Source organism: Stenotrophomonas sp. KH_052 (assembly GCF_057838755.1).
The window spans coordinates 2,191,816-2,213,648 of sequence record NZ_CM174475.1; the positions used below are offsets into that span (position 1 = coordinate 2,191,816).

The 21,833-nt window shown below is 67.9% G+C and carries 22 protein-coding genes; all 22 read right to left on the reverse strand.

Annotated elements, in window-relative coordinates; genetic code table 11:
* Nucleotide 1 precedes the first annotated feature (1 nt).
* The 22 genes from AC3ITW_RS10180 to fliG all read right to left on the reverse strand — a co-directional run bounded on the left by AC3ITW_RS10180 (nt 2) and on the right by fliG (nt 21,831).
* Nucleotides 2–742, reverse strand: a complete 741-nt coding sequence (locus AC3ITW_RS10180) for a flagellar motor protein (RefSeq protein WP_046984316.1) — start codon at nt 740–742, stop codon at nt 2–4.
* A 147-nt stretch (nt 743–889) separates the two neighbouring features.
* The gene (locus tag AC3ITW_RS10185; RefSeq protein ID WP_197585218.1) at nt 890–2,722 is read right to left on the reverse strand and encodes a chemotaxis protein CheA; all 1,833 of its coding nucleotides are present in this window, start codon (nt 2,720–2,722) and stop codon (nt 890–892) included.
* A 2-nt stretch (nt 2,723–2,724) separates the two neighbouring features.
* Complete coding sequence (locus AC3ITW_RS10190; RefSeq protein ID WP_046984318.1) at nt 2,725–3,330, reverse strand: protein phosphatase CheZ; 606 nt, start codon at nt 3,328–3,330, stop codon at nt 2,725–2,727.
* On the reverse strand, nt 3,330–3,722 hold the full coding sequence (cheY, locus tag AC3ITW_RS10195; protein WP_006365466.1) for a chemotaxis response regulator CheY: 393 nt from the start codon (nt 3,720–3,722) through the stop codon (nt 3,330–3,332). The genes AC3ITW_RS10190 and cheY overlap by 1 nt, the downstream gene beginning before the upstream one ends.
* Before the next feature lie 57 nt (nt 3,723–3,779).
* Nucleotides 3,780–4,523 (reverse strand): RNA polymerase sigma factor FliA, encoded by a 744-nt coding sequence (locus tag AC3ITW_RS10200; protein ID WP_006365468.1) that lies wholly within the window; start codon nt 4,521–4,523, stop codon nt 3,780–3,782.
* The gene (locus tag AC3ITW_RS10205) at nt 4,520–5,407 is read right to left on the reverse strand and encodes a MinD/ParA family ATP-binding protein (protein WP_489390309.1); all 888 of its coding nucleotides are present in this window, start codon (nt 5,405–5,407) and stop codon (nt 4,520–4,522) included. The genes AC3ITW_RS10200 and AC3ITW_RS10205 overlap by 4 nt, the downstream gene beginning before the upstream one ends.
* Nucleotides 5,394–7,022, reverse strand: coding sequence for a flagellar biosynthesis GTPase FlhF (flhF, locus tag AC3ITW_RS10210; protein WP_489390310.1), 1,629 nt, complete (start codon nt 7,020–7,022; stop codon nt 5,394–5,396). Before flhF ends, AC3ITW_RS10205 begins: the two co-directional genes overlap by 14 nt.
* Nucleotides 7,023–7,167: 145 nt before the next feature.
* A complete protein-coding gene (gene flhA, locus AC3ITW_RS10215; protein ID WP_174238327.1) occupies nt 7,168–9,228 on the reverse strand; it encodes a flagellar biosynthesis protein FlhA in 2,061 nt (686 codons plus the stop codon).
* A gap of 44 nt (nt 9,229–9,272) precedes the next feature.
* Nucleotides 9,273–10,403 (reverse strand): flagellar biosynthesis protein FlhB, encoded by a 1,131-nt coding sequence (gene flhB / locus AC3ITW_RS10220; protein ID WP_006365554.1) that lies wholly within the window; start codon nt 10,401–10,403, stop codon nt 9,273–9,275.
* Between the two features lie 118 nt (nt 10,404–10,521).
* The gene (locus AC3ITW_RS10225) at nt 10,522–12,654 is read right to left on the reverse strand and encodes a putative bifunctional diguanylate cyclase/phosphodiesterase (protein WP_100434584.1); all 2,133 of its coding nucleotides are present in this window, start codon (nt 12,652–12,654) and stop codon (nt 10,522–10,524) included.
* A 164-nt stretch (nt 12,655–12,818) separates the two neighbouring features.
* The gene (fliR, locus tag AC3ITW_RS10230) at nt 12,819–13,610 is read right to left on the reverse strand and encodes a flagellar biosynthetic protein FliR (RefSeq protein ID WP_006365558.1); all 792 of its coding nucleotides are present in this window, start codon (nt 13,608–13,610) and stop codon (nt 12,819–12,821) included.
* Nucleotides 13,611–13,623: 13 nt separating this feature from the next.
* Nucleotides 13,624–13,893 (reverse strand): flagellar biosynthetic protein FliQ, encoded by a 270-nt coding sequence (locus AC3ITW_RS10235; protein ID WP_005413254.1) that lies wholly within the window; start codon nt 13,891–13,893, stop codon nt 13,624–13,626.
* A 59-nt stretch (nt 13,894–13,952) separates the two neighbouring features.
* Nucleotides 13,953–14,732 carry a flagellar type III secretion system pore protein FliP gene (gene fliP, locus AC3ITW_RS10240; RefSeq protein WP_043395553.1) on the reverse strand — a complete coding sequence of 260 codons (780 nt, stop codon included), beginning with the start codon at nt 14,730–14,732 and terminating at the stop codon, nt 13,953–13,955.
* Nucleotide 14,733: 1 nt separating this feature from the next.
* Nucleotides 14,734–15,153: a flagellar biosynthetic protein FliO gene (gene fliO / locus AC3ITW_RS10245; protein WP_006365633.1), complete on the reverse strand. Its 420-nt coding sequence runs from the start codon at nt 15,151–15,153 to the stop codon at nt 14,734–14,736.
* The gene (fliN, locus tag AC3ITW_RS10250; RefSeq protein WP_005409543.1) at nt 15,150–15,485 is read right to left on the reverse strand and encodes a flagellar motor switch protein FliN; all 336 of its coding nucleotides are present in this window, start codon (nt 15,483–15,485) and stop codon (nt 15,150–15,152) included. Before fliN ends, fliO begins: the two co-directional genes overlap by 4 nt.
* Nucleotides 15,482–16,486, reverse strand: coding sequence for a flagellar motor switch protein FliM (gene fliM, locus AC3ITW_RS10255; RefSeq protein WP_006365636.1), 1,005 nt, complete (start codon nt 16,484–16,486; stop codon nt 15,482–15,484). The genes fliN and fliM overlap by 4 nt, the downstream gene beginning before the upstream one ends.
* Before the next feature lie 10 nt (nt 16,487–16,496).
* On the reverse strand, nt 16,497–17,012 hold the full coding sequence (locus tag AC3ITW_RS10260; protein ID WP_100434585.1) for a flagellar basal body-associated FliL family protein: 516 nt from the start codon (nt 17,010–17,012) through the stop codon (nt 16,497–16,499).
* Nucleotides 17,013–17,184: 172 nt separating this feature from the next.
* The gene (locus tag AC3ITW_RS10265; protein ID WP_154354720.1) at nt 17,185–18,354 is read right to left on the reverse strand and encodes a flagellar hook-length control protein FliK; all 1,170 of its coding nucleotides are present in this window, start codon (nt 18,352–18,354) and stop codon (nt 17,185–17,187) included.
* A complete protein-coding gene (gene fliJ, locus AC3ITW_RS10270; protein ID WP_006365719.1) occupies nt 18,354–18,821 on the reverse strand; it encodes a flagellar export protein FliJ in 468 nt (155 codons plus the stop codon). The genes AC3ITW_RS10265 and fliJ overlap by 1 nt, the downstream gene beginning before the upstream one ends.
* 3 nt (nt 18,822–18,824) lie before the next feature.
* A complete protein-coding gene (locus AC3ITW_RS10275; protein WP_006365721.1) occupies nt 18,825–20,210 on the reverse strand; it encodes a FliI/YscN family ATPase in 1,386 nt (461 codons plus the stop codon).
* Nucleotides 20,207–20,848: a FliH/SctL family protein gene (locus AC3ITW_RS10280; protein ID WP_489390311.1), complete on the reverse strand. Its 642-nt coding sequence runs from the start codon at nt 20,846–20,848 to the stop codon at nt 20,207–20,209. Before AC3ITW_RS10280 ends, AC3ITW_RS10275 begins: the two co-directional genes overlap by 4 nt.
* Nucleotides 20,845–21,831 (reverse strand): flagellar motor switch protein FliG, encoded by a 987-nt coding sequence (gene fliG / locus AC3ITW_RS10285; RefSeq protein ID WP_024958226.1) that lies wholly within the window; start codon nt 21,829–21,831, stop codon nt 20,845–20,847. The genes AC3ITW_RS10280 and fliG overlap by 4 nt, the downstream gene beginning before the upstream one ends.
* Nucleotides 21,832–21,833 lie beyond the last annotated feature (2 nt).

The following is a 21,833-nucleotide window of genomic DNA, read 5'->3' on the forward strand; positions in this document are numbered from 1 at the left end:
GTCAGTGCAGGAAGCCGGAGAGGTTGGTTTCGATGTTGCGCGGGTTCTCGCCCTGGGCGATGGAGATCAGGCCTTCGATGACCATTTCGCGGTCACGGGTATTGTGCGAGATCACACTCTTGAGCTTGGCAGCGATCGGCAGGAACAGCAGGTTGGCCGAGGCGATGCCGTAGATGGTGGCGGTGAACGCGGCGGCGATGCCATGGCCGAGCTTGCTTGGGTCGGCGAGGTTCTTCATCACCGCGATCAGGCCGAGCACGGCACCGATGATGCCCAGCGTGGGCGCGTAGATGCCCATCGCCTCGAAGACCTTGGCGCCGGCCTGGTCCTGATGCTCCTGGCTGCCCAGTTCGATTTCCAGCATGTGCCGGATTGATTCGGGCTCGACGCCGTCCACCAGCAGCTGCAGGCCCTTGCGCAGGAATGGGTCCTGCTGTGCTTCCACCTGTGCTTCCAGGCCCAGCAGGCCCTGGCGGCGTGCGATGTTGCTCCATTCGACGATCTGCTGGATCAGTTCGCGGCGGTCGCTGTGCGGCGGGCGCACGACCCAGCGCACGATCTTGAAGGCGTGCTTGAACACCGCCGGCGAGGTGTGCAGCAGGATCGCGGCGACGGTACCGACGATGACGATCACGAACGCGGCAGGCGACCACAGCGACGCCAGGCCGGCGCCCTTGAGGATGCTGCCGCCGACCAGCGAGGCCAGGGCGAGAAAGAGTCCAATGAGGCTGAGTCTATCCATGGGTCCGGTATCGGCTTGTGTGAATGGGACTTGAGACACCGGGAAGTCGTGTACAGACGGTAGTCACAGTTTTTCGGGTCACCGGGCATGGCCCGGCGCTACCCTGGGCGGCCGCTTCCGGTAGCGCCGGGCCATGCCCGGCGGGGTTCAGCGCAGTCCGTCCACGTCCAGGATCAGGGCCATGCGACCATCGCCGATCAAGGTTGCACCGGCATAACCGGCCAGGCCACGCAGTGCCTTGGGCAATGGCTTGATGACCACTTCCTCGCGCCCTCGCACCTGGTCCACGACCAGGCCGAACCGGGCTTCACCGGCCTGCAGCACAACGATGGTCAGCAGCGGCGAGGCGGCCGGGGTCACATCCAGCCATTGGCGAAGATCGACCAGCGCCAGGGTGTGCGAGCGACGGTCGAGCACGGCACGTCCGTCGAACCAGCCCAGCGAGGTGCGCGGCGCGTGCAGCACTTCCATCACACGTGCCAGCGGCAAGGCGTAGACGTCTTCGCCGGCCTGCACCAGCAGGGTCGGCAGGATCGCCAAGGTCAGCGGTACGCGGATCAGGAAGCGGCTGCCGCGGCCGAGTTCCGACTGGATCTGGATCTGGCCGCTCAGTTCGCGGATGCGCGACTGCACCACGTCCATGCCGACACCACGGCCGGAGATATCCGTGACCTGCTGCTTGGTCGAGAAGCCGGGCAGGAACACCAGGTGCAGGCATTCCTCGCTGCTCAGGCGGGCCGCCGCTTCCGGGTCGATCAGGCCCTTCTCGCGTGCCTTCGCGCGCAGCTTTTCCGGATCGATGCCGGCGCCATCGTCCTGCACCTCGATGCTGACGTAGTCGCCTTCCTGCTGTGCCGACAGCCGCACGTGGCCCATCCGCGGCTTGCCCTGGGCTTCACGCAGCTCGGGCGTTTCCACGCCATGGTCAATGGCGTTGCGGACCAGATGCACCAGCGGGTCGGCCAGGGCTTCGACCAGGTTGCGGTCGAGCTCGGTCTCGGCGCCGATCAGCTCAAGGTCCACTTCCTTCTTCAGCGAGCGGGCAACGTCGCGGGCGACCTTGGGGAAGCGCGAGAACACCTTGCCCACCGGCTGCATGCGGGTACGCATCACCGCCGACTGCAGGCGTGCGGTGGCGATGTCCAGCGTGGACACGGCGCGGTCCAGCTCTTCGTCGCGCAGGCGCGCACGCAGGGTCTTCAACCGATTGCGTGACAGCACCAGTTCGCCGATCAGGTTGACGATCGCATCCAGGCGCTTGGTATCCACGCGCACGGTGTGCTCGGCTTCGGCCAGTGGCTTGGCGGGCGGCTTGGCCGCCGGCGCGGGTGCGGCCGGACGCGGCGCGGGCGTCGCTGCTGCCGCCGGCACTGCGGCGACCGGTTTGGTGCCGGGTGCGGCGCCACCGTGCAGCTGGTCGAGCAGGGCTTCGAATTCGTCCTCGCTGATCAGGCCGTCGTCGGCCTTCTTTGCGGCCGCGACTGCGGTCGGGGCGTTGCCGCCGTGCAGCTGGTCGAGCAGGGCCTCGAACTCATCGTCGGTGATCAGGTCACTGCCACCGGTGATGGGCGCAGCGGCGGCCGCCGGCGTGGCGGTGGCGCCACCGTGTACATCGAACTGCGCGATCAGCTCGGGGGGCGCGTAGCCCGGTTCGGTACCCGAGGACACCGCATCCAGCATCGACTGCAGGTAATCCAGCGATTGCTGGGCGGCATCGAAATGGTGGGCCTGCAGCACCGCCTGGCCGGCGCGCGCGGCGCCGAGGGCTTCTTCGGCGGCATGGCACAGTTCAACCATGGCCGTCACGCCGAGGAAGCCGGCGCCACCCTTCAGCGTGTGGTAGCCGCGGAACACCGCATTGAGCTGTTCGCCGTCCTGGGGTGCCTGCTCCAGCGACACCAGCTGTTCGCCCAGGCGATCCAGGATTTCCTGCGCCTCGATGATGAAATCGGCAGTGATGTCGTCGGATACCGCGCTCATGCTTACAGCCCCAGGTCCGACAACAGGTCGTCGGCGTCGTTCTGCGAGACCGCGTGGCGGTCCAGTCCCTTCAGTGCCGGCCCGGCCAGTTCCGGGTCGGAGCGATGCTGTTCCGGCGGCAGGCCGAGTGCGCCGAAGCCTTCGTGCACGCGGCGCACGATGCCGACCACGCGACGGATGATCTGCCCGGTCAGGTCCTGGTAGCTCTGGGTCAGGGCGATCTCGGTCAGGTTGTGGCGGATGCGCTCGAGCTGCGCGTCCTGGCCCGGCTGCAGGCCTTCGGCGCGCAGCTGCTCGGTCAGGCTGCGGCATTCCTCGGCCAGGTCCAGGGTGCGGTGGGTGGCCTGTTCGGTCATCGCCACCACGTGGTCCAGGCGCGCACAGGCGTCGTCCAGTTCGCCGGCTTCATCGGGCACGGTCGGCAGTTCACCCAGCGCCTGTCCCAGCTCGCGGGCCAGCCGCGAAAGACCGCTCATCATCGGCTGCGTGCGCAGCGCGACCAGCCCGTCGATGCGCTGCCGCCACGCGGCTTCGTCACCGGACTCGAGTGCGTCCAGGGCTTCCTGCAGGCGCAGGGCGAGGGCGTTCCTGTCGACCGTGGTATCCATCAGGCGCTGGCCGCCAGGCGTTCGAAGATCTTGCCGAGCTTCTCTTCCAGGGTCTGCGCGGTGAACGGCTTGATGATGTAGCCGTTCACGCCGCTCTGGGCGGCTTCGATGATCTGCTCGCGCTTGGCTTCGGCCGTCACCATCAGCACCGGCAGTGTCTTCAGCTTGGCATCGGCGCGGATCGCCTTGAGCAGTTCGATGCCGGTCATCACCGGCATGTTCCAGTCGGTGACCACGAAATCGAACGGCTGGCTCTGCAGCAGCGACAGCGCGGCATGCCCGTCCTCGGCTTCGGCGGTATTGGTGAAGCCCAGATCGCCCAGCAGGTTCTTGACGATCCGACGCATGGTCGAGAAGTCGTCGACGATCAGGATGCGCATGTTCTTGTTCAAAGCAGAGTTCCTTTGTTGTTCAGTCCGGGCGGCCGGGGGCAGCCGCCTCGGGCATGTTCATTCTTCCAGGCCGGCGTCCGCCGCCTCGAAAATCTTCAGTCGACCACGCAGGCGCAGCACTGCCTGGCCGTGGATCTGGCAGACCCGCGATTCACTCACGCCAAGCACCGCGCCGATCTCCTTCAGGTTCAGCTCCTGCTCGTAGTAGAGCGACAGCACCAGCTGCTCGCGCTCGGGCAGGTGGCCGATCGCCTTGCCCAGCTCGCGGCCGAACTCGCCGCGCTCCAGCACCTGCTGCGGGGTCGGGCCACCCTGGGTGACCGTGTCCAGCTCGCCCTGGTCTTCGATGCGCGACTCCAGGCTCAGCACCTGGCCACGTGCGGCGTCTTCCATCAGCCTCAGGTATTCGGGCAGCGGCATTTCCATCGCCGCGGCCACTTCGGTGGCACTGGCGGCGCGGCCGCTGCTCTGCTCCAGGCGGCGGATGGTGGCGGCGGCATCACGAGCGCGGCGGTGGACGGAGCGGGGCACCCAGTCGCCACGGCGGATCTCGTCGATCATCGAGCCGCGGATGCGGATCGACGCATAGGTCTCGAACGAGGCGCCCTGGTCGGCGTCGTAGCTGCGCGAGGCTTCGATCAGGCCCATCATGCCGGCCTGGATCAGGTCATCGACCTCGACGCTGGCCGGCAGGCGCGCGGCCAGGTGGTGGGCGATGCGCCGCACCAGGTCCGAATGCTGGGCGATGACTTCGTTCGCCGCCGAGCGCTGCACTTCCCTGTACTGGGCTGCGCCTTTCATGCCGTCACCCCACGCTGCTTGAGGATGCGTTCGAGGAAGAACTCGACGCCGCCACGCGGTTCGGTCGGCGCCTGCCAGCGCGCGGTACGGCGCGCGATCTCGGTGATGGCCAGCGCGGCCGGGCTGGACGGATAGGCCTTCACCACCGGCTGCTGGCGCTGCACCGACAGGCGCAGCCAATCGTCCTGCGGCACGCAGCCGAGGTAGTTCAGCGAGACATCGGCGAGGAACTTCTCGCAGACACGGGTCAGCTTTTCGTACAGCACGCGGCCCTCGTTGGGATCGCGCACCATGTTGGCCACCACCTGGATGCGGTCCACGCCACGCTCGCGCGACAGCACCTTGATCAGTGCGTAGGCGTCGGTGATCGAGGCCGGCTCGTCACAGACCACCACCACGGTGTCCTGTGCGGCCTGGCAGAAGGTCAATACGCCATCGTTGATGCCGGCGGCGGTGTCCACCACCATGATGTCCAACTCGCGTTCCAGCTCGGAGAACACGTTGACCAGGCCGACGTGCTCGGCCGGGGCCAGCTCGGCCATGTGGCGGCGGCCGGACGCGGCCGGGACCACCAGCACGCCGTTCGGGCCTTCGACGATGACGTCATCCAGCGAGCAGCGGCCGGCGACCAGGTCGGCCAGCGTGAAGGTGGGGTCCAGGCCCAGGATCACGTCGATGTTGGCCAGGCCGAGGTCGGCGTCCAGCAGCAGCGTGCGCTTGCCCATGCCGGCCAGTGCCACCGCCAGGTTGGCGGACACATTCGTCTTGCCCACGCCGCCCTTGCCGCCAGTGACCGCAATGGTGCGCACAGGGCCGAGCGGCTCGCTGCGGGTGGCCGACAGCGGGAAGGTCTTGGTCAGCTTGGCGTACTCACGCGACGGCATGGTTCAACTCCGGGTTGCAGGGCATATCGGCCGCGCGGCGCAAATCTTCAAGGCGAAGTACGAGATTGGCTGCACTGGCCCGGTGCAGGTCCTCCGGAACGTCCTGGCCGTCGGTCACCCAGGTGATCGGCAGGGCGTGGTCCACGGCCACCGACAGGGCGTTGCCGAAGCGGCCGGTCTCGTCCAGCTTGCTCAGCACCAGGCCCTGCAGGTTGGCCGCGCCGAAGCGGCGGACCACCTCGTCCATGTCGCCGAAGCTGGTGTTGGCCGGCAGCACCAACAGGGTGCGGACCTGGCGGGCGGCACGCAGCCACTGCAGCTGGGCGGCCAGTGCGCGGTCGCGCGGGCCCAGGCCGGCGGTGTCGATCAGCACCAGCTTGTAGTCCTTCAAGCGTTCCAGCAGCTGGTCCAGGTCGGTGCCGCTGTTGGCCTCGTGCACCGCGATGCCGAGCTGGCGGCCGTAACCGTACAGCTGCTCACGCGCACCGATGCGGGTGGTGTCGGTGGTGACCAGGGCGACATCGCGCGGTGCGTGCTTCTCGGCGAAGCGCGAGGCCAGCTTGGCGATGGTGGTGGTCTTGCCGGCGCCGGTCGGGCCGACCAGGGCGATCACGCCGCCTTCCTCCAGCGGGTCGACCGGGGCGATCGGCAGCTTGCGCGAGATCAGGCCCAGCATCAGGCCGCGGCCGCGGTGGGCATCGGTCTCCAGCGGGATCTGCATTGCCACGTCGCGGGCCAGGCCAGCGTCGAAGCCGTACTCGTCCATCAGGTCCAGTGCAGTGGCGCGCACCGGGCAGCCACGCAGGCGCTCGTCGGTGAAGCGGTTCATTTCGCGCTCGATCACCTGGCGCATGCCGGCCACTTCCTGGCGCAGCTGTCGGATCTCGGCATCGTCCTGGGCGACCACGGTCAGCACCGGGGGCGGTGCAAGGGTCGGTTCCGGGGCGGCGTCGACGGTTGCGTCCGCCAGCGACGGTTCGTCGGCGAAGGTCTGCGACTGCGCATCGGCCACAACGCTGGCCGGCAGCGGCGGCGGCTGCACGGCCGGGGCCGGGCCTTGCTGGTGCTCGGCATGCGGCGGATCGATCTGGAAGCGGGCACGGTTGGCCGTCGCGATCGCGGCGGGTGTGGCGGCAGCGTCGGCGACGGCATCCGCGAACGGGCCGAAGGCCTGTTCCGCACGCGCCGGTTCGTTGACGGCAGCGCGGGCCAGGGTTGCGGCGAAGCCGGTGCTGCCGCGGGTCGGCACGATCTCGTCGGCGCTGTCCAGGGTGCGGCCGGTGGCACCGACGGCAGCGCGGGCCAGCGCGGCAACGGCCGAGGTGGTCGCAGCCACCGGCTCTGGTGCCGGGGTGGCACTGCGGCGACGGGTCACAGCAGCGATCACCGCATCGGCGGCGGTGCGCGGCTTCGGTGCCGGCAGCGGGGCGATGTCACGACGCGAGGCTTCCAGTGCGCGCTGCACGGCACTCTCATCGTAGTTGGCGGCGGCGACGATCTCGATGCCTTCCTCGATCCGGCGGTTGGACAGGATCACGGCGTCAGGACCATGTTCCTTGCGCACCAGGTTCATGGCCGAGCGCATGTCGGCGGCGACGAATCGTTTGATTTTCATGCTGTGGTCACGGGACGAAGACGGCGGGGTGGCGGTCGGAGAACTCGGGTGGTCGGTGGTCTGCACGGTGCGGGTTCCCCTTGGTATCTGTCTGTTGCGTTGGTTCGAAAGTGGTGTCTGTTTTCTGGCGCATCGGAGGGCGGCGTCAGCTGATCGTTCCGACCAGCTTCAGGCGCTTGTCCTCCGGCACCTCGCTGTAGGCCAGGACCGACAGCGACGGAACGCTGTGGCGGACCAGGCGGGCCAGCGCGGCGCGCACCGGGCCAGGTACCAGCACGACCGCGGGCTCGTTGCGCGCTTCCTGCTTGCTGACACATTCGGCCAGGCTCTGGTGCAGTCGCTCAGCGAGTCCGGGTTCCAGCGCGGCGCCGTTGCCCTGCGTGGACTCCTGCAAGACACGTTCCAATTGTGGGTTGAGCGTGAACACCGGCAGCTCCGCCGACATTCCGGCGATCTCCTGCACGATGAAACGACCCAGTGCGGTGCGCACGGCCGCAGTCAGCACGGCCGGGTCCTGGCTGCTGGGCGCGTGTTCAACCAGCGCTTCGGCGATCTTGCGCAGCTGGCGGATTGGAATGCGCTCGACCAGCAGGTTCTGCAGCACGCGCACCACCGCCGACAGGGGCAGTGCCTTCGGCGTCAGATCTTCGACGAGCTTGGGCGCGCTCTTGGCCAGGTTGGCCAGCAGGTGCTGCACTTCTTCGTGGCCGAGCAGTTCCGGCGCGTGTTCGCGGATGAGGTGCGAGAGGTGGGTGGCGACCACGGTGGCCGGATCGACCACGGTGTAGCCCAGCGTCTCGGCCTGCGCACGCTGGTGCGGCTGGATCCAGGTCGCGTCCAGGCCGAAGGCGGGGTCCTTGCCGGCGATGCCTTCCAGCGCACCGAGCGCGCTGCCCGGGTCCAGCGCCAGCTCACGGTCCGGATGGATCTCGGCGGTGGCCACCGGCACGCCGTGCACCAGCACGCGGTAGCCATTGGCCGGCAGTTCCAGGTTGTCACGGATGTGCACCGACGGGATCAGGAAGCCGACGTCCTGGGTCAGCTTGCGGCGCACGCCCTTGATCCGCGCCATCAGTTCGCCGCCCTGGTTGCTGTCCACCAGCGGGATCAAGCGATAGCCAACCTCCAGGCCCAGCGGATCGACCGGGCGCAGCTCGTCCCAGCTCAGTTCGGCGGTGGCCGCGGGTGCGGCCGGACGGCCCAGTGCAGTGAGTGCGGCGGCGTCACTGCTGCCGGCGGTGGCATCGGCAGCCGGCAGCTTGCTCTTCCGGTACAGCTTCCAGGCGATGAAGCCCAGGATCGCGGCCAGCGTCAGGAAAGCGACGTTGGGCATGCCCGGCACCAGGCCGACCACGCCGAGGATGCCGGCGGTGATCGCCAGCGCACGGTACTGGCCGAACACCTGGCCGCTCATCGCCTGGGCCATGTCCTGCGAGCGCGAGGCGCGGGTGACCAGCATCGCCACCGCACTGGAGACCAGCAGCGCCGGCAGCTGCGCCACCAGGCCGTCACCGATGGACAGCAGCGTGTAGGTCGCAGCGGCATCGCCGAACGGCATGCCATGCTGCAGCACACCCACGGCCAGGCCGCCCAGCATGTTGATGAACAGGATCAGGATGCCGGCGATGGCATCACCACGGATGAACTTGCTGGCACCGTCCATCGCGCCGTAGAAGTCGGCTTCCTCGCGCACTTCCTCGCGGCGCAGCTTGGCTTCTTCACGCGTCAGCAAACCGGCGTTGAGGTCGGCGTCGATCGCCATCTGCTTGCCGGGCATGGCGTCCAGAATGAAGCGCGCGGTCACTTCCGAGACGCGGCCGGCACCCTTGGTGATGACCACGAAGTTGATGATGGTCAGGATCGCGAACACCACGATGCCGACCGCGTAGTTGCCACCGATCACGAACTCGCCGAAGGCGGCGATGACCTTGCCGGCCGCGTCATGGCCGTTCTGGCCGTTGAGCAGGATCACGCGGGTGGAGGCCACGTTCAGCGCCAGCCGCAGCATGGTGGTGACCAGCAGCACGATCGGGAAGATTGTGAAGTCCAGCGGGCGCTTCACGTAGACCACCGCCAGCAGCACCATCAGCGAGATGGCGATGTTGAAGGTGAACAGCGCATCGAGCACCGGCGCGGCCAGCGGCACCACGACCATGGCCAGCAGTGCCAGCACGATCAGCGGCGCGCCAAGGCCCTGGCGGATCATTTCCAGGGCGCGGCGGGTGTTGAAGCCGGGGGAGGGCTGGGCGCTCACGGGCGGCCTCCCTTGCCGAATTCATCCACCTGGATGTGCGGGCTGTCCGGCATCGGGCCAGTGCGCCAGGCGCGCAGCTGGTAGACGTAGGACAGGACCTGGGCCACGGCCGAATACAGTCTCACGGGGATTTCCTTTCCGAGTTGGCCTTCCCGATACAAGGCGCGTGCCAAAGGCGGCGCCGAGACGATGGCGACCTTGTTGCCATCGGCCACTTCACGGATGCGCAGGGCGGTCTCGTCCACGCCCAGGGCGACCACTTTGGGAGCGTTCATGGCACCGCCCTCGTACTTCAGGGCCACCGCATAGTGGGTCGGATTGACCACCACCACATCGGCAGTGGGGACCGCCTCCATCATCCGGCGGTTGGCCATCTGCTGCTGCAGCTGGCGGATGCGGCCCTTTACCTCCGGGCTGCCCTCGCTTTCCTTCATTTCCCGGCGCAGCTCTTCACGCGTCATCTTCAGCTTGCGCATCCAGTTCCAGCGCTGGTACGGGGCGTCGATGGCCGCCAGCACCAGCATCGCGCCGGCGGTGGCCAGCAGCAGGCGCAGGGTGAAGCTGAGGCCGTCGGTGATGGCGGTCTCCAGCGGGTGGTGGATCAGGCCGCGCAGGGTGTCGAAGCCGGTCCATACCACCAGCCCGGCGGCAACGCCGACAAAAGCCACGCGCAACAGCGACTTGGTGAACTCGGCGATGGCCTCCGGGCCGTACAGGCGCTTGAGCCCGCTCATCGGGTTCATGCGGTTGATGTCCGGCAGCATCGCCTTCTGCGACCAGCGCAGGCCACCCATCAGCAGTGGCGCGACGAAGCTGGCCAGCAGGCAGACCAGCACCAGCGGCGCGATCACCAGCATGAACTGCAGCAGCAGGTCGCCGAAGTGGCCGAACAGTTCCTTCGGGTTCTGCCGCAGGCTCTGTTCGGGGCTGAGCGCGTGCTTCATCCAGGCGCTGGCGCCGCGGCCGATCGAACCGCTCATGGCCATCACCGCCAGTACGCCAGCGCCGAACACGGCGGCCGTGCCGAGCTCGCGCGAGCGCGGCAGGTTGCCCTGTTCACGGGCATCGCGCAGGCGTTTTTCGGTAGGTTGTTCGGTCTTTTCGCCGGCGGATTCGTCTTCGGACATCACGGGCACTGCGGCAGGAGGTGCCGGGGCGCGTGCAAGAAGTGTTCCGTGATGGGTTCATGTGCCAACCAAGGTTGGCATCTACCAGAGCAAGTGCAGGTGGGAGCGCAGCCTGGATTTACCCCGGCGGGTGCTGCGTCGGCGGGCTCTGCGCCAGCTCCACCCGAGGCCGGGGCAGGTCGTGCAGCTGCATGAAGCGGGCGGCATCGACCGGGCGACCGAGCAGATAGCCCTGCAGGTAGTCGCAGCCCAGCCGCTCCAGGTAGGCGCGCTGGGCGGCGGTTTCCACGCCTTCGGCGACGATGTCCATGTCCAGCGCGTGGCCCAGCGCCACGATTGCCGAGACGATCACCACGTCCTCGGCGCTGTGCTCCAGGTCGCGCACGAAGGCGTGGTCGATCTTGATTTCGGTGGCCGGCAGCCGCTTCAGGTACAGCAGGCTGGAGTAGCCGGTGCCGAAGTCATCGATGGAGATGCCCACGCCCAGTGCCGAAAGCGCCTGCAGCAGGCGCAGGCTGGTATCGGTATCGCGCATCACCGTGCTTTCGGTGATCTCCAGCACAAGGTGGCGCGGGGCAATGTTGTAGCGTTCGATCACTTCACGCACATCCTGCAGCAGGTGCGGTGAGCTGAACTGCACCGGCGACAGGTTCACCGACATCGACCAGCCTTCATGCCCGGCATCGTGCCAGCGACGCAACTGCTGGCAGGCCTGGTCCAGCGCCCAGCGGCCGATGTCGTTGATCGCGCCGCTGCGCTCGGCCAGGCGGATGAACCGATCCGGCGGGATCAGGCCATGTTCTGGGTGCCGCCAACGGATCAGTGCCTCGGCGCCGGCCACCTTCTGCGTGGCCACGCGGATCTTGGGTTGGTAGTTGAGGAACAGCTGCTCGCTGCCGATGGCCCGGCGCAGGTCGGCCAGCAGCCGGAACTGTTGTTCGGCGCTATCATTCATCCAATCGGCGAACAGCACGAAGGCGTTGCGTCCGGATTCCTTGGCCTGGTACATCGCGGCATCGGCAAAGGCCATCAGCTGCCGCTCGCTGGCAGCGTGGTCCGGACAGATCGCCACGCCGATGCTGGCGGTCACCTGCAGTTCGTTGTCCGGCAGCAGGGGGCCGCTGCCGACCGCCTGCAGGATGCGCCGGGCCAGCGTCGGCAGGTCTTCATCGTGCTCGATGCGCACCACCAGCACGAACTCGTCGCCGCCCAGTCGCGCCAGCATGTCGTTGGGCCGCAACAGCAGTCGGGTGCGCTCGGCCACGGCCACCAGCAGCGCATCGCCGGCCTGATGGCCGTAAGCATCGTTGACCTGCTTGAAGCCATCCAGGTCCATGAACATCACCGCGAATCGGCTGCCGCCCTGTTCGGCCTCGGCCAGCGCCTGCACGATCCGACGCTGCAGCAGCAGACGGTTGGGCAGGCGGGTCAGCGGGTCGTGCAGTGCGGCCTGGGTCAACTCCTGCTGGGCGTCGGTCAACGAGGTGCTCAGCAGCGAATTGCGCAGGCGCAGCAGCTGCGCCTCCACGCGCTGGTCCAGCCATGACACCACCAGCACCACGGCCAGGATCGCCACGGTCAGCATCACCACCAGCATCGCCAGCCATTCGCTCTGCAGGCCATCGCCAACCGCCGCGCCGCAGATGCTGCCTTCCGGGAAACGCGCGGCCGCCATGCCGGTGTAGTGCATGCCGACGATGGCCAGGCCAAGCAGGCCGGCGGCGGCCAGGCGGTCGCCGACACGGGTACGCTGCGCACGCAGGCGGAACGCCACGTACAGCGCAGTCCAGGAGGCGGCCACGGCGACCATCAGCGAGAACAGCAGCCAGCCCGGGTCGTAGTCGATGCCCGGCTGCATGCGCATCGCGGCCATGCCGACGTAGTGCATGCCGGCGATGCCGGTGCCCATCAGCAGGGCGCCACCGGCCAGCCGTGGGTGCGGCAGCGTACGCAACGAGACCAGCCACAGCGCGAACACCGACGAGGCGATGGCCAGTGCAAGGGAAAGCAGGGTGATCGGCAGGTCGTAGCCGAGCGGAATCGGCAGGTCGAAGGCAAGCATGCCGATGAAGTGCATCGACCAGATGCCCAGGCCCATGGCGAAGCCGCCGCCGATGCGCCACCACCAGGCCGCGCCCTTGCCGGGTGCGGTGACCGTGCGCCCTGCCATCGCCAACGCGGTGTATGAGGCCATCACGGCGACCAGCAGCGAGATCGCCACCAGCCACGGGTTGTACGTGCCTACCAGCATTCGTCAGTCTCCCGGACCTGCCTGTCGACGGAAACTACGGTGGGGCATGCATGAGGCAGGCCGGCGCAGGGCGCCGGCCACGTGCGGCATCCCCCCGGTTGCCGCGCATTCACTCTAACGCGCAGACCCGGGGGAAGGGCAAGCAGTAAAACGTGATGATCCGGTCAGTGTGTGACCGCGTCCGCAGCCTGGAAGGCGGCGTCGAACAGGCGCTGTACCGGCGGGCCCATTTCACCGGCCAGCAGGGCCAGCAGGAACAGGCCCAGCAGCAGCGAGACCGGCAGGCCGAGCTGGATCGGGTTCAGCGCCGGCGCGGCGCGCGCCAGCACGCCGAACGCCAGGTTCACCGCCAGCATTGCCACGATCAGTGGAATGGCCAGGGTCAATGCGCCGCGCAGTACGGTCAGCAGGAAGGTTGGAGCAATACTGAAGAATGCGTGCGGGTCCGGCAGCGGAGCGCCAATCGGCAGCGCCCGATAGCTGTCCACCACCAGCGAGATCAGCGCCAGGTGCCCGTTGGCGGTGAAGAACAGCAGGCCGAACAGCAGGTAGAACCACTGGCCGATGACGCCGGAGGTACCGCCACGCAGCGGGTCGCTCATCTGTGCGAAGGCCAGGCCGGTGCCCTGGGCGATCAGTTCGCCGGCCATCGCGCCGGCCTCGAACACCAGCCGCAGCAGGAAGCCGATGGATACGCCGATGGCCAGCTCGCGGGCGATGGTCAGCACCGTGGCGGCATCGAAACCGGTCCAGTCCGGTACCGGCGGCAGCAGGGGTGCCAACGCGATGGCCAGGGTGCCGGCCAGCACCACGCGCACCCGTGCCGGGACGGCGCGGGTGCCGACCATCGGCATGGCCATGGCCACCGCGCCGATGCGCAGCATGGTCCACAGCACGGTGCCGATCATGCCGAAGGCGTTCAGCCCATCGGCAGCCATCTGGGTGGCGGCGTCCATCGAAGCGCGTGTCCTAGCCGATCAGGTGTGGGATGCGCTGGAACAGCAGCGTGGTGAATTCAACCAGGTGGCCGATCAGCAGGCTGCCCAGTGCGAACAGCACCGCAGTCAGTGCTGCCGCCTTGGCAACGAAGGCGATGGTCGGTTCGTTGAGCTGGGTCGCAGCCTGCACCACGCCCACCACCACGCCTACCACCAGCACGGTGAGCAGCAGTGGGCCGGCTACCCACAACACGGTGATCAGGCCGCCACGCAGTTCGGTCAAGGCAAGTTCGGGAGACATTCGGGTTCCATCTGCTTATGTAGAGTCGAGCCATGCCCGACTGCGCTTTACGGGGGATATCAGGCCGGATTGAAGCTCGCCGCCAACGTACCCACGGTCAGCACCCAGCCATCCACCAGCACGAACAGCAGGATCTTGAACGGTGCAGAGACCAGCATCGGCGACAGCATCATCATGCCCATCGACATCAGCACGCTGGCCACGACCAGATCGATGATCACGAACGGAATGAAGATCAGGAAGCCGATCTCGAAGGCGGTCTTCAGTTCGCTGGTCACGAACGATGCGACCAGCACCGGGAATGGGATCGCGTCGGGGCTGGCGTAGGTGCCGTGCCCGGCGATGCCGGCGAAGGTCATCAGGTCGGTCTCGCGGATCTGCGCCAGCATGAAGGCGCGCAGCGGCGACGTGGTCAGCGTCCAGGCGGTCTGGAAGTCGATCTCGCCATTGAGGTAGGGCGCCATGCCGGTGCTCCAGGCCTTGTCCCAGGTCGGCAGCATGATCATGGCGGTGAGGAACAGGGCCAGGCCCAGCAGCACCTGGTTGGACGGCGTCTGCCCGGTGCCCAGTGCCTGGCGCAGCAGGCCCAGCACGATGATGATGCGGGTGAACGAGGTCAGCACCAGCAGCATCGACGGGATCAGGGTGATCGCGGTCATCAGCAGCAGGGTCTGCAGCGGCAGGCTGACCGGTGCACCGCCGATCTTGCCGACGTTGATGTCCGGCAGCGGCGTGGTCGGCGCACCGGGCGCGGCGAAGGCCAGCGCCGGCAACAGGCACAGGGCGAGCATCAGCAGCCACGGCATCAGGGTGGCAAGACGGGTACGGGTGACACGCATGTCAGGGATCCTTGCGCAGCCGCTGCTGCAGCAGCTGGGCGAAATTCGGCAGGTTCTTGAAGTCCGGCACGCGCACCGGGGCCGGCGGCGGCAGCGGTTCGGGCAGGGTGTGCAGGGTATTGATGCCGCCAGCCGTCACGCCCAGCAGCAGTTGCTGGCCGTTGACCTCCACCACCACCACGCGCTCCTTGGCGCCGACACTCAGGCTGGCCACCAGCTTCATGCCTTCGGCCGGGCGGAAGCCGCTGCCGGGCAGGCGCTTGAGCACCCAGCCCAGGCCGATGACCAGCGCCAGCACGGCCAGCAACGCCAGCACCGCGCCGAACAGGCTCGGTGCGGCGGCCGCGTGCTGGCCGACCTGCGGGCCGATCGGGGCGGCGGTCTTGCCGACCGCCAGCAGGGTGGAGGACAGCAGGCTCAACGCAGTCTCCGGATCCGCTCGCTCGGGCTGACTACGTCGGTCAGGCGCACGCCGAAGCGGTCGTTGATCACCACCACCTCGCCATGGGCGATCAGGGTGCCATTGACGAACACGTCCAGTGACTCGCCGGCGCCGCGTTCCAGTTCCACCACCGAGCCCTGGTTGAGCTGCAGCAGGTTGCGGATCGGCAGGCGGGCACGACCGACTTCCAGCGACAGGGTCACCGGCACATCGAGGATCACGTCCAGGTTCAGGTCCGGACCGTTCGCTTCATCGGCCTGCAGGCTGCTGAACTGGGCCGGGGTCGGTTCGAGGGCGTCGATATCGTTCATTGCGGGTCTTCCTGGATGACGGGTACGCGCGGACGGGTGCCCGGCGGATGGGTAGCGGTGATCTTCACGGCGTTCATGCCGTTGGCGATGCCGAACTCGCCGGTGAACACCGGGATGTTCTCCACGCACAACGGCACCTGCGGGCTCAGCTCGATCGGCAGGATGTCGCCGACCTTCAGCTGGGTCAGGTCGCGCAGGGTCATGCGTTTGCTGGCCAGCACGCTGGACAGGGTCACCTCGGCGATGTTGAGCTGTTCGCGCAGGGTCTGGCCCCAGCTCTCGTCGCGGTCGTTGCGGTCGCTCTGGATGCCAGCGTCGAGCAGCTCGCGGATCGGCTCCAGCATCGAATACGGCAGGGTGACGTGGATGTCGCCACCACCGCCGTCGAGCTCGACATGCAGGCGGCACACCACCACGTACTCGCGCGGCGTCACGATGTTGGCGAAGTGTGGGTTGATCTCCGAGTTGATGTACTCGAAGTCGACATCCATCACCGGTGCCCAGGCCTCGCGCAGGTCGGCGAAGGTCTGCTTCAGCAGCAGGTGGATCACCCGCATTTCGGTGGCGGTGAACTCGCGGCCTTCGATACGGGTCGGGTAGCGCCCGTCGCCGCCGAAGAAGTTGTCGACGATGGCGAACACCAGGGTCGGCTCGAACACGATCAGGCCGGTGCCACGCAGCGGCTTGAAGCGGATCAGGTTCAGGTTGGTCGGCACATACAGCGAGTGCATGTAGTCGTTGAACTTGATCAGTTCGATGCCGCGCACCGACAGCTCGGCCGAGCGCCGGATCAGGTTGAACAGGCCGATCCGCCACAGGCGCGCGAAGCGCTCGTGGACCATTTCCAGGGTCGGCATGCGACCGCGGATGATCCGGTCCTGGCTTGCGAAGTCGTACGAACGTGCTTCGCCCGTAGGCGGTTCCGCATCGGTCTCGACTGCACCATTGTCCACGCCGTGGAGCAGGGCATCGATCTCGTCCTGGGACAGCAGATCATTCATCGGTGGGCCCTTACTGGGTCACGAAGCTGGTGAACAACAGATCGTCGGCACCGTTGCTGCCGGTCTCCGCCTTGAGCACTTTCTGCACTTCGGCCAGCGAGGTGGCCTGCAGCTTCTGCTTGCCGGCGATGTCGGCGATCTGGTCCGGGCTGACCTGCGAGAACAGCATCAGCAGGCGGGCGCGGATGGCGGGGGCATGGGTCTTGATCGCTTCCAGCGCGGCCGGGTCGCGGGTCATCAGCTGCACTTCCAGCTGCAGGTAGCGCGGGCCATCGACCGGTCCGTTGAGATTGACCACGAAGGCCGGATCCAATGCGAAGTACTGCGCCGGCGCCGGAGCAGCGGCCTTCTTCGGCGCCGGTGCGGCCTTGTCTTCTTGCTTGGACTGGGTGAAGAACCACACGCCGCCACCGGCGGCAGCGGCGGCCAGTACGGCCACCAGTGCGGTGATCAGGATCGGACTACGCGGCTTGGCGGCCTTGTCCTTCTCGGCGGTCTTCTTGGTTTTGTCAGCGGCTGCGGCCACGGGGTGAAGCTCCTGAGGGTTGCTTCACCGGGATATGCAAGGGGCGTGCCGGAGCCGGGGCAGAGGGGTGCGACGGAATTCCGTCGGAGGCCTGCATCGGTAGCGCCGGGCCATGCCCGGCGGAAGATATCCGCGCTTCGCGCTCGCCGGGCATGGCCCGGCGCCACCGCGGTCAGGCGTACGCGTCCAGCAGCCCGCGCTGGCGGATCAGCTGGGCGGACGACATGCTGGCGTCGCCCGGCGACGGTTCTCCGTCACCCGCCATGCTGCCGCTACCGGCCTGGCCCGACGCATTGCCGTCACCGCCGGGGGCCTGATGACCAACATCGGCGTGCGCCAGCTGGAAACCCTGCTCGCCCAGCAGTTCACGCAGGCGCGGCAGGCTGCTTTCCAGCGCCTGGCGCACATCCACGTGCGGGCTGCTGAAGCTGGCGTGCACCTTGTCGCCGTTCAACTGCAGGCGTACATCGACCGGGCCCATGTCATCCGGGCTCAGTCGGATGTGGGCGTGGCCGATCTTCTGGTCGGCCAGCCAGCCCAGGCGCGCGCCGATGGCCTGGTCGAAGCCATCGTCACCGAGCACCGGCTTCGGCGTCGGTTCGCCGTTGAAGATGGCATTGCCGGTGGCCAGCGCGGCCTTCAGATCCTGCACGGCAGCAGTTGCCGGTGCATGCAGCAGGGGGACAGGAGTACGGTCACCGATGGCGGCCAGATCGCTGCCTTCGCCGCGGTCACCGCGCTTGCCCGCCGGCAGGATAATCTCCGGCAGCGGCAGGGTGGTGGCGTCGTCGGCGCTGGCCGCCAGAGGCTTGCCGTCGGGCGCTGCCGTGGCGATGGCGCTGGATGCCGTTGCCGCAGCCGTCGGCAACGCCGCGCCGGCTGCGGCGGGCAGGGCGCCAGCGTCGTCGCCAAGCACAGGCGTGGCCGTTGTTGGCAGCGTTGCAGGCGGGTCGGCCAGCGTCGGCACCGCCAGCACCAGCCCGGCCAGGCCCAGCGGTGGCCACGGCGCATCCTCGGTCGTGGCCGCTTTGTCCTTGTCGGTGCCGGCAATGGCAGGCGCTGCGGGTGCCGTTGCCGTGGCGTCTTCGGTTGCAGCGTCGCTGCCCGCCTTGCGTTCGGCGGGCGTCCGCCCGTCGGCATCCGCGGTCGCAGACGGCGTGGGCGTTGGTGTTGTCGACGATGGCGATGAGGTACTGGCGGCCGCGGGCGTGTCCGGGCCCGGCGTGCCACCCTGCAGCAGCTGGCCGAAGTCCTTGCCGCTGTCAGTGCGCGGCGCGCGCGCGCTGCCATTGCCGGTGTTCTGTGCCTGCGCGTTGGCGCTGCTGGCGAGCGGCGCGGGCATCACGTGCGGCCTCCCTGCTCACCGTCTTCGTGGTCCTCGGCCTGCGCCAGGCGTGCACGGCGTGCGCCGATGTCGTCCATCTCGCGCTGGTCGCGGCGGTCGGTCACCACCTTCTCCTGCGCGCGGTAGCTGGCCGCCAGCTGTTCCAGCACGGCCTTGTCCCGGCTGGCCAGGATCAACCGGGCGCGCTCGGCTTCCACTTTTTCGCGGTTGCCATTGACCGTTGCCTGCTGCTGTTCGACCGCGCTGTCCAGGCGATCGAGGAAGGCGCGACGGTTCAGCAGCTGTGCCGGGCTGGTGGCCGCCATCTGCGCGTTCGCATACTCCTCGGCATAGCGGCGCAGTTCATCCAGGCGCGACAGATGGGTGTCGAGCACGGTCTGGCGTTCGGCCAGATCGCGAGCGACGGCATCCTCGTGTTCCTGGGCCCGCTTGAGCAGGGGATCGATGCGCTTGGACTGGTTCATGGCTTAACTCTCTTGTTCCACCAGGCGCTGCAGCGCCGCCTGGCTGTGCGGGAGATCTGCGGCCTTGGCAACGTCCTGGCCGAGGAATTCCATGATTTCCGGCCAGCGTTCCAGGGCTTCGTCGGTGGCCGCGTCGTTGCCGCGCTGATAGGCACCGATGGCGATCAGGTCACGGTTGGCCGAATAGGCCGAGACCAGTCGCTTCAACTTGCGGATGCGTAGGCGCCACGGCTCGTCGGCGATTTCCGTGACCACGCGGCTGACCGACGATTCGACGTCGATGGCCGGATACAGGCCGCTGTCGGCCACGCGGCGCGACAGCAGGATGTGGCCATCGAGGATCGCGCGCGCCGCATCGGCGATCGGATCCTGCGGATCATCGCCTTCGGTCAGCACGGTGTAGAACGCGGTGATCGAGCCACGGCCCTTGGCACCATTACCGGCGCGTTCGACCAGCGCCGGCAGCTTGGCGAACACCGAAGGCGGGTAGCCGCGGGTGGTCGGCGGTTCACCAACCGACAGTCCGATCTCGCGCTGCGCCTGCGCGAAGCGGGTCAGCGAATCCATCAGCAGCAGTACGTTCAGGCCCTGGTCGCGGAACCATTCGGCGATGGCGGTAGCGCGGTAGGCGCCGTGCAGTCGCGCCAATGGCGGCCGGTCGGCGGGACTGGCCACCACCACGGCGCGGCGCAGGCCTTCCTCGCCCAGCGTGGTCTCGACGAAATCGCGTACTTCGCGGCCACGCTCACCGATCAGGCCGACCACGATCACGTCGGCGGCGGTGTAACGGGTCATCATGCCGAGCAGCGTCGACTTGCCGACGCCGGAGCCGGCGAACAGGCCGACACGCTGGCCACGGCCGATCGGCAGCAGCGCGTTGATCGCGCGCACGCCCACGTCCAGCGGCTGGGTAATGGGTTCGCGCGCCAGCGGATTGATCGAGACACCCGCCATGCCGACATGGCCTTCGGCGCGGATCGGTCCCTTGCCATCCAGCGGCACGCCATCGCTGTCGATGACGCGGCCGAGCAGGCCTTCGCCCACTTCCACGCCGCCACGGCGCGCCGACGGCACCACCCGTGCATTGGGCAGCAGGCCATGCAGCTCGGCGCTGGGCATCAGGTAGGTGCGTTCACCGGCGAAGCCGACCACTTCGGCATCGACCCAGCCGCCGTCGACCACTTCCACCTTGCAGCTGGCACCCAGCGGCGCCTCGCAGCCGACCGCTTCCAGGGTCAGACCGACTGCCCGGCGCAGCACGCCCTCGCGGATCAGGCCGCGTCCATGCCCGGTGTCCACGCGCAGGCCGTCCAGGCGACGGGCCAGGCGCAGGTTGCGGGCTACGGCCCAGTCAGCCGGCGGCAGGTTCGGTTGCGCTTCGGGGGTCATGCGCCTGCTCCGGTCTGGCGGATCACAGCGTCCAGCGCGCCGCGCAGGCGGGCTTCGAGGGTGCCGTCGATGCGCACCGCTTCGGCATGCACGCGCAGGTCGCCACGGCTGAGGCTGGTATCGGGTACCAGGCGCTGCTGCGGCGACAGGTTCAGGAGGGGAGCGAGCGCGGCGATGTCGTCCGGGTGCAGGCGCACTTCCACTTCGCGGGTGCTGCCACCGACCGCGTCGATGGCTTCACCGACCAGCTGCGCCAACAGCTCCGGATCGGTCTCGTAGGCACGGCCGACCAGCGCACCGGCGATGCGTACCGCCAGCTCGCCCAGCGCACCGACCACTTCGTTTTCCAGTCGCGCCAGCGGGCGGCTGAAGTTGTCGAGAATGCCCTCGATCTGCGCGGCGAGGCGACGGACCTCGGCCTGACCCTGGCCGTAGCCATCCGCATGGCCGTGCTGGAAGCCTTCCTTCTCGGCACTGTCCTGGATCGCCTGGATCTCTTCCAGGGTGGGCAGGTGCAGCGGCGGTTCCGGTTCGTGCTCCGGGTCCGGCTCGGTGAGTTCGAACGCGCTCTCCTGGTCCAGCGCCGGTTCGGGCGGGGCCAGCAGGTCCGGGGCAAGCCAGCGCACGACGTTGCTCACAGCATCGCCTCCGCGCTTCCGCCGATGGTGACGGTGCCTTCATCGGCCATGCGCTTGACGATGGCCAGGATCTCGCGTTGTGCGCCTTCCACGTCGGACAGGCGCACCGGACCGCGTGCTTCCATGTCTTCCAGCAGGATCTCGGCCGCGCGCTGCGACATGTTGCGGGTGATCTTGTCGCGCACCTTGATGTCGGCGCCGCGCAGGGCCAGGCCCAGGCGCTCGCCACTGACCTCGCGCAGCACCAGCTGCATCTCGCGATCGTCCAGGTCGACCAGGTCGTCGAACACGAACATCAGGTCCTGGATGCGGTTGCTCAGCGGCGCGTCGATGCGCGCGATCTCGCCCAGGATGGCCTGGTCCTGGCCGCTGTCCATGAAGTTGAGGATGTTGGCCGCACACTGCACGCCGCCGATGTTGGACGACTTCAGGTTCTGGTTGCCGGCGAACTGGCGCTCCATGATCTCGTTGAGCTCATTGAGTGCGTTCGGCGGAATACCGTCGAGGGTGGCGATGCGCAGCAGAACGTCGACGCGGGTGCGGTCGGGCAGCAGTTTCAGCGCGTCGGCGGCCTGGTCGGTTTCCAGATGGGCCATGACGATGGCGATGATCTGCGGGTGCTCGTTGCGCACCAGATCGGCCACCGCGCGAGGGTCCATCCACTTCAGCGCATCCAGGCCGGTGGTGTTGCGGCCGAGCAGGATGCGATCGATCAGATTGCCGGCCTTTTCGCTGCCCAGTGCCTGCACCAGCATGTTGCGGATGTAGTCGTCCGAGCCCACGCCCAGCGAGGTCTTCGAACCCAGCTCCTGGCCGAACTGGTCCATCACCCGTTCCACCTGCTCACGGGTGATGTCGGTCATGGTGGCCATGGCGATGCCGATCTTCTGCACTTCCTTGGGCTCCATGTGGCGCAGCACTTCGGCCGCATCCAGCTCACCCAGCGAAAGCAGCAGTACGGCGGCGCGCTGCACGCCGGTCAGTT

Bases quoted from the DNA above. Each gene is read 5' to 3' on its own strand.
- AC3ITW_RS10180 (WP_046984316.1), bottom strand. From the start codon at position 742: ATGGATAGACTCAGCCTCATTGGACTCTTTCTCGCCCTGGCCTCGCTG.
- AC3ITW_RS10185 (WP_197585218.1), bottom strand. From the start codon at position 2,722: ATGAGCGCGGTATCCGACGACATCACTGCCGATTTCATCATCGAGGCG.
- AC3ITW_RS10190 (WP_046984318.1), bottom strand. From the start codon at position 3,330: ATGGATACCACGGTCGACAGGAACGCCCTCGCCCTGCGCCTGCAGGAA.
- AC3ITW_RS10200 (WP_006365468.1), bottom strand. From the start codon at position 4,523: ATGAAAGGCGCAGCCCAGTACAGGGAAGTGCAGCGCTCGGCGGCGAAC.
- AC3ITW_RS10205 (WP_489390309.1), bottom strand. From the start codon at position 5,407: ATGCCGTCGCGTGAGTACGCCAAGCTGACCAAGACCTTCCCGCTGTCG.
- flhF (WP_489390310.1), bottom strand. From the start codon at position 7,022: ATGAAAATCAAACGATTCGTCGCCGCCGACATGCGCTCGGCCATGAAC.
- flhA (WP_174238327.1), bottom strand. From the start codon at position 9,228: ATGATCCGCCAGGGCCTTGGCGCGCCGCTGATCGTGCTGGCACTGCTG.
- flhB (WP_006365554.1), bottom strand. From the start codon at position 10,403: ATGTCCGAAGACGAATCCGCCGGCGAAAAGACCGAACAACCTACCGAA.
- AC3ITW_RS10225 (WP_100434584.1), bottom strand. From the start codon at position 12,654: ATGCTGGTAGGCACGTACAACCCGTGGCTGGTGGCGATCTCGCTGCTG.
- fliR (WP_006365558.1), bottom strand. From the start codon at position 13,610: ATGGACGCCGCCACCCAGATGGCTGCCGATGGGCTGAACGCCTTCGGC.
- AC3ITW_RS10235 (WP_005413254.1), bottom strand. From the start codon at position 13,893: ATGTCTCCCGAACTTGCCTTGACCGAACTGCGTGGCGGCCTGATCACC.
- fliP (WP_043395553.1), bottom strand. From the start codon at position 14,732: ATGCGTGTCACCCGTACCCGTCTTGCCACCCTGATGCCGTGGCTGCTG.
- fliN (WP_005409543.1), bottom strand. From the start codon at position 15,485: ATGAACGATATCGACGCCCTCGAACCGACCCCGGCCCAGTTCAGCAGC.
- fliM (WP_006365636.1), bottom strand. From the start codon at position 16,486: ATGAATGATCTGCTGTCCCAGGACGAGATCGATGCCCTGCTCCACGGC.
- AC3ITW_RS10265 (WP_154354720.1), bottom strand. From the start codon at position 18,354: ATGCCCGCGCCGCTCGCCAGCAGCGCCAACGCGCAGGCACAGAACACC.
- fliJ (WP_006365719.1), bottom strand. From the start codon at position 18,821: ATGAACCAGTCCAAGCGCATCGATCCCCTGCTCAAGCGGGCCCAGGAA.
- AC3ITW_RS10275 (WP_006365721.1), bottom strand. From the start codon at position 20,210: ATGACCCCCGAAGCGCAACCGAACCTGCCGCCGGCTGACTGGGCCGTA.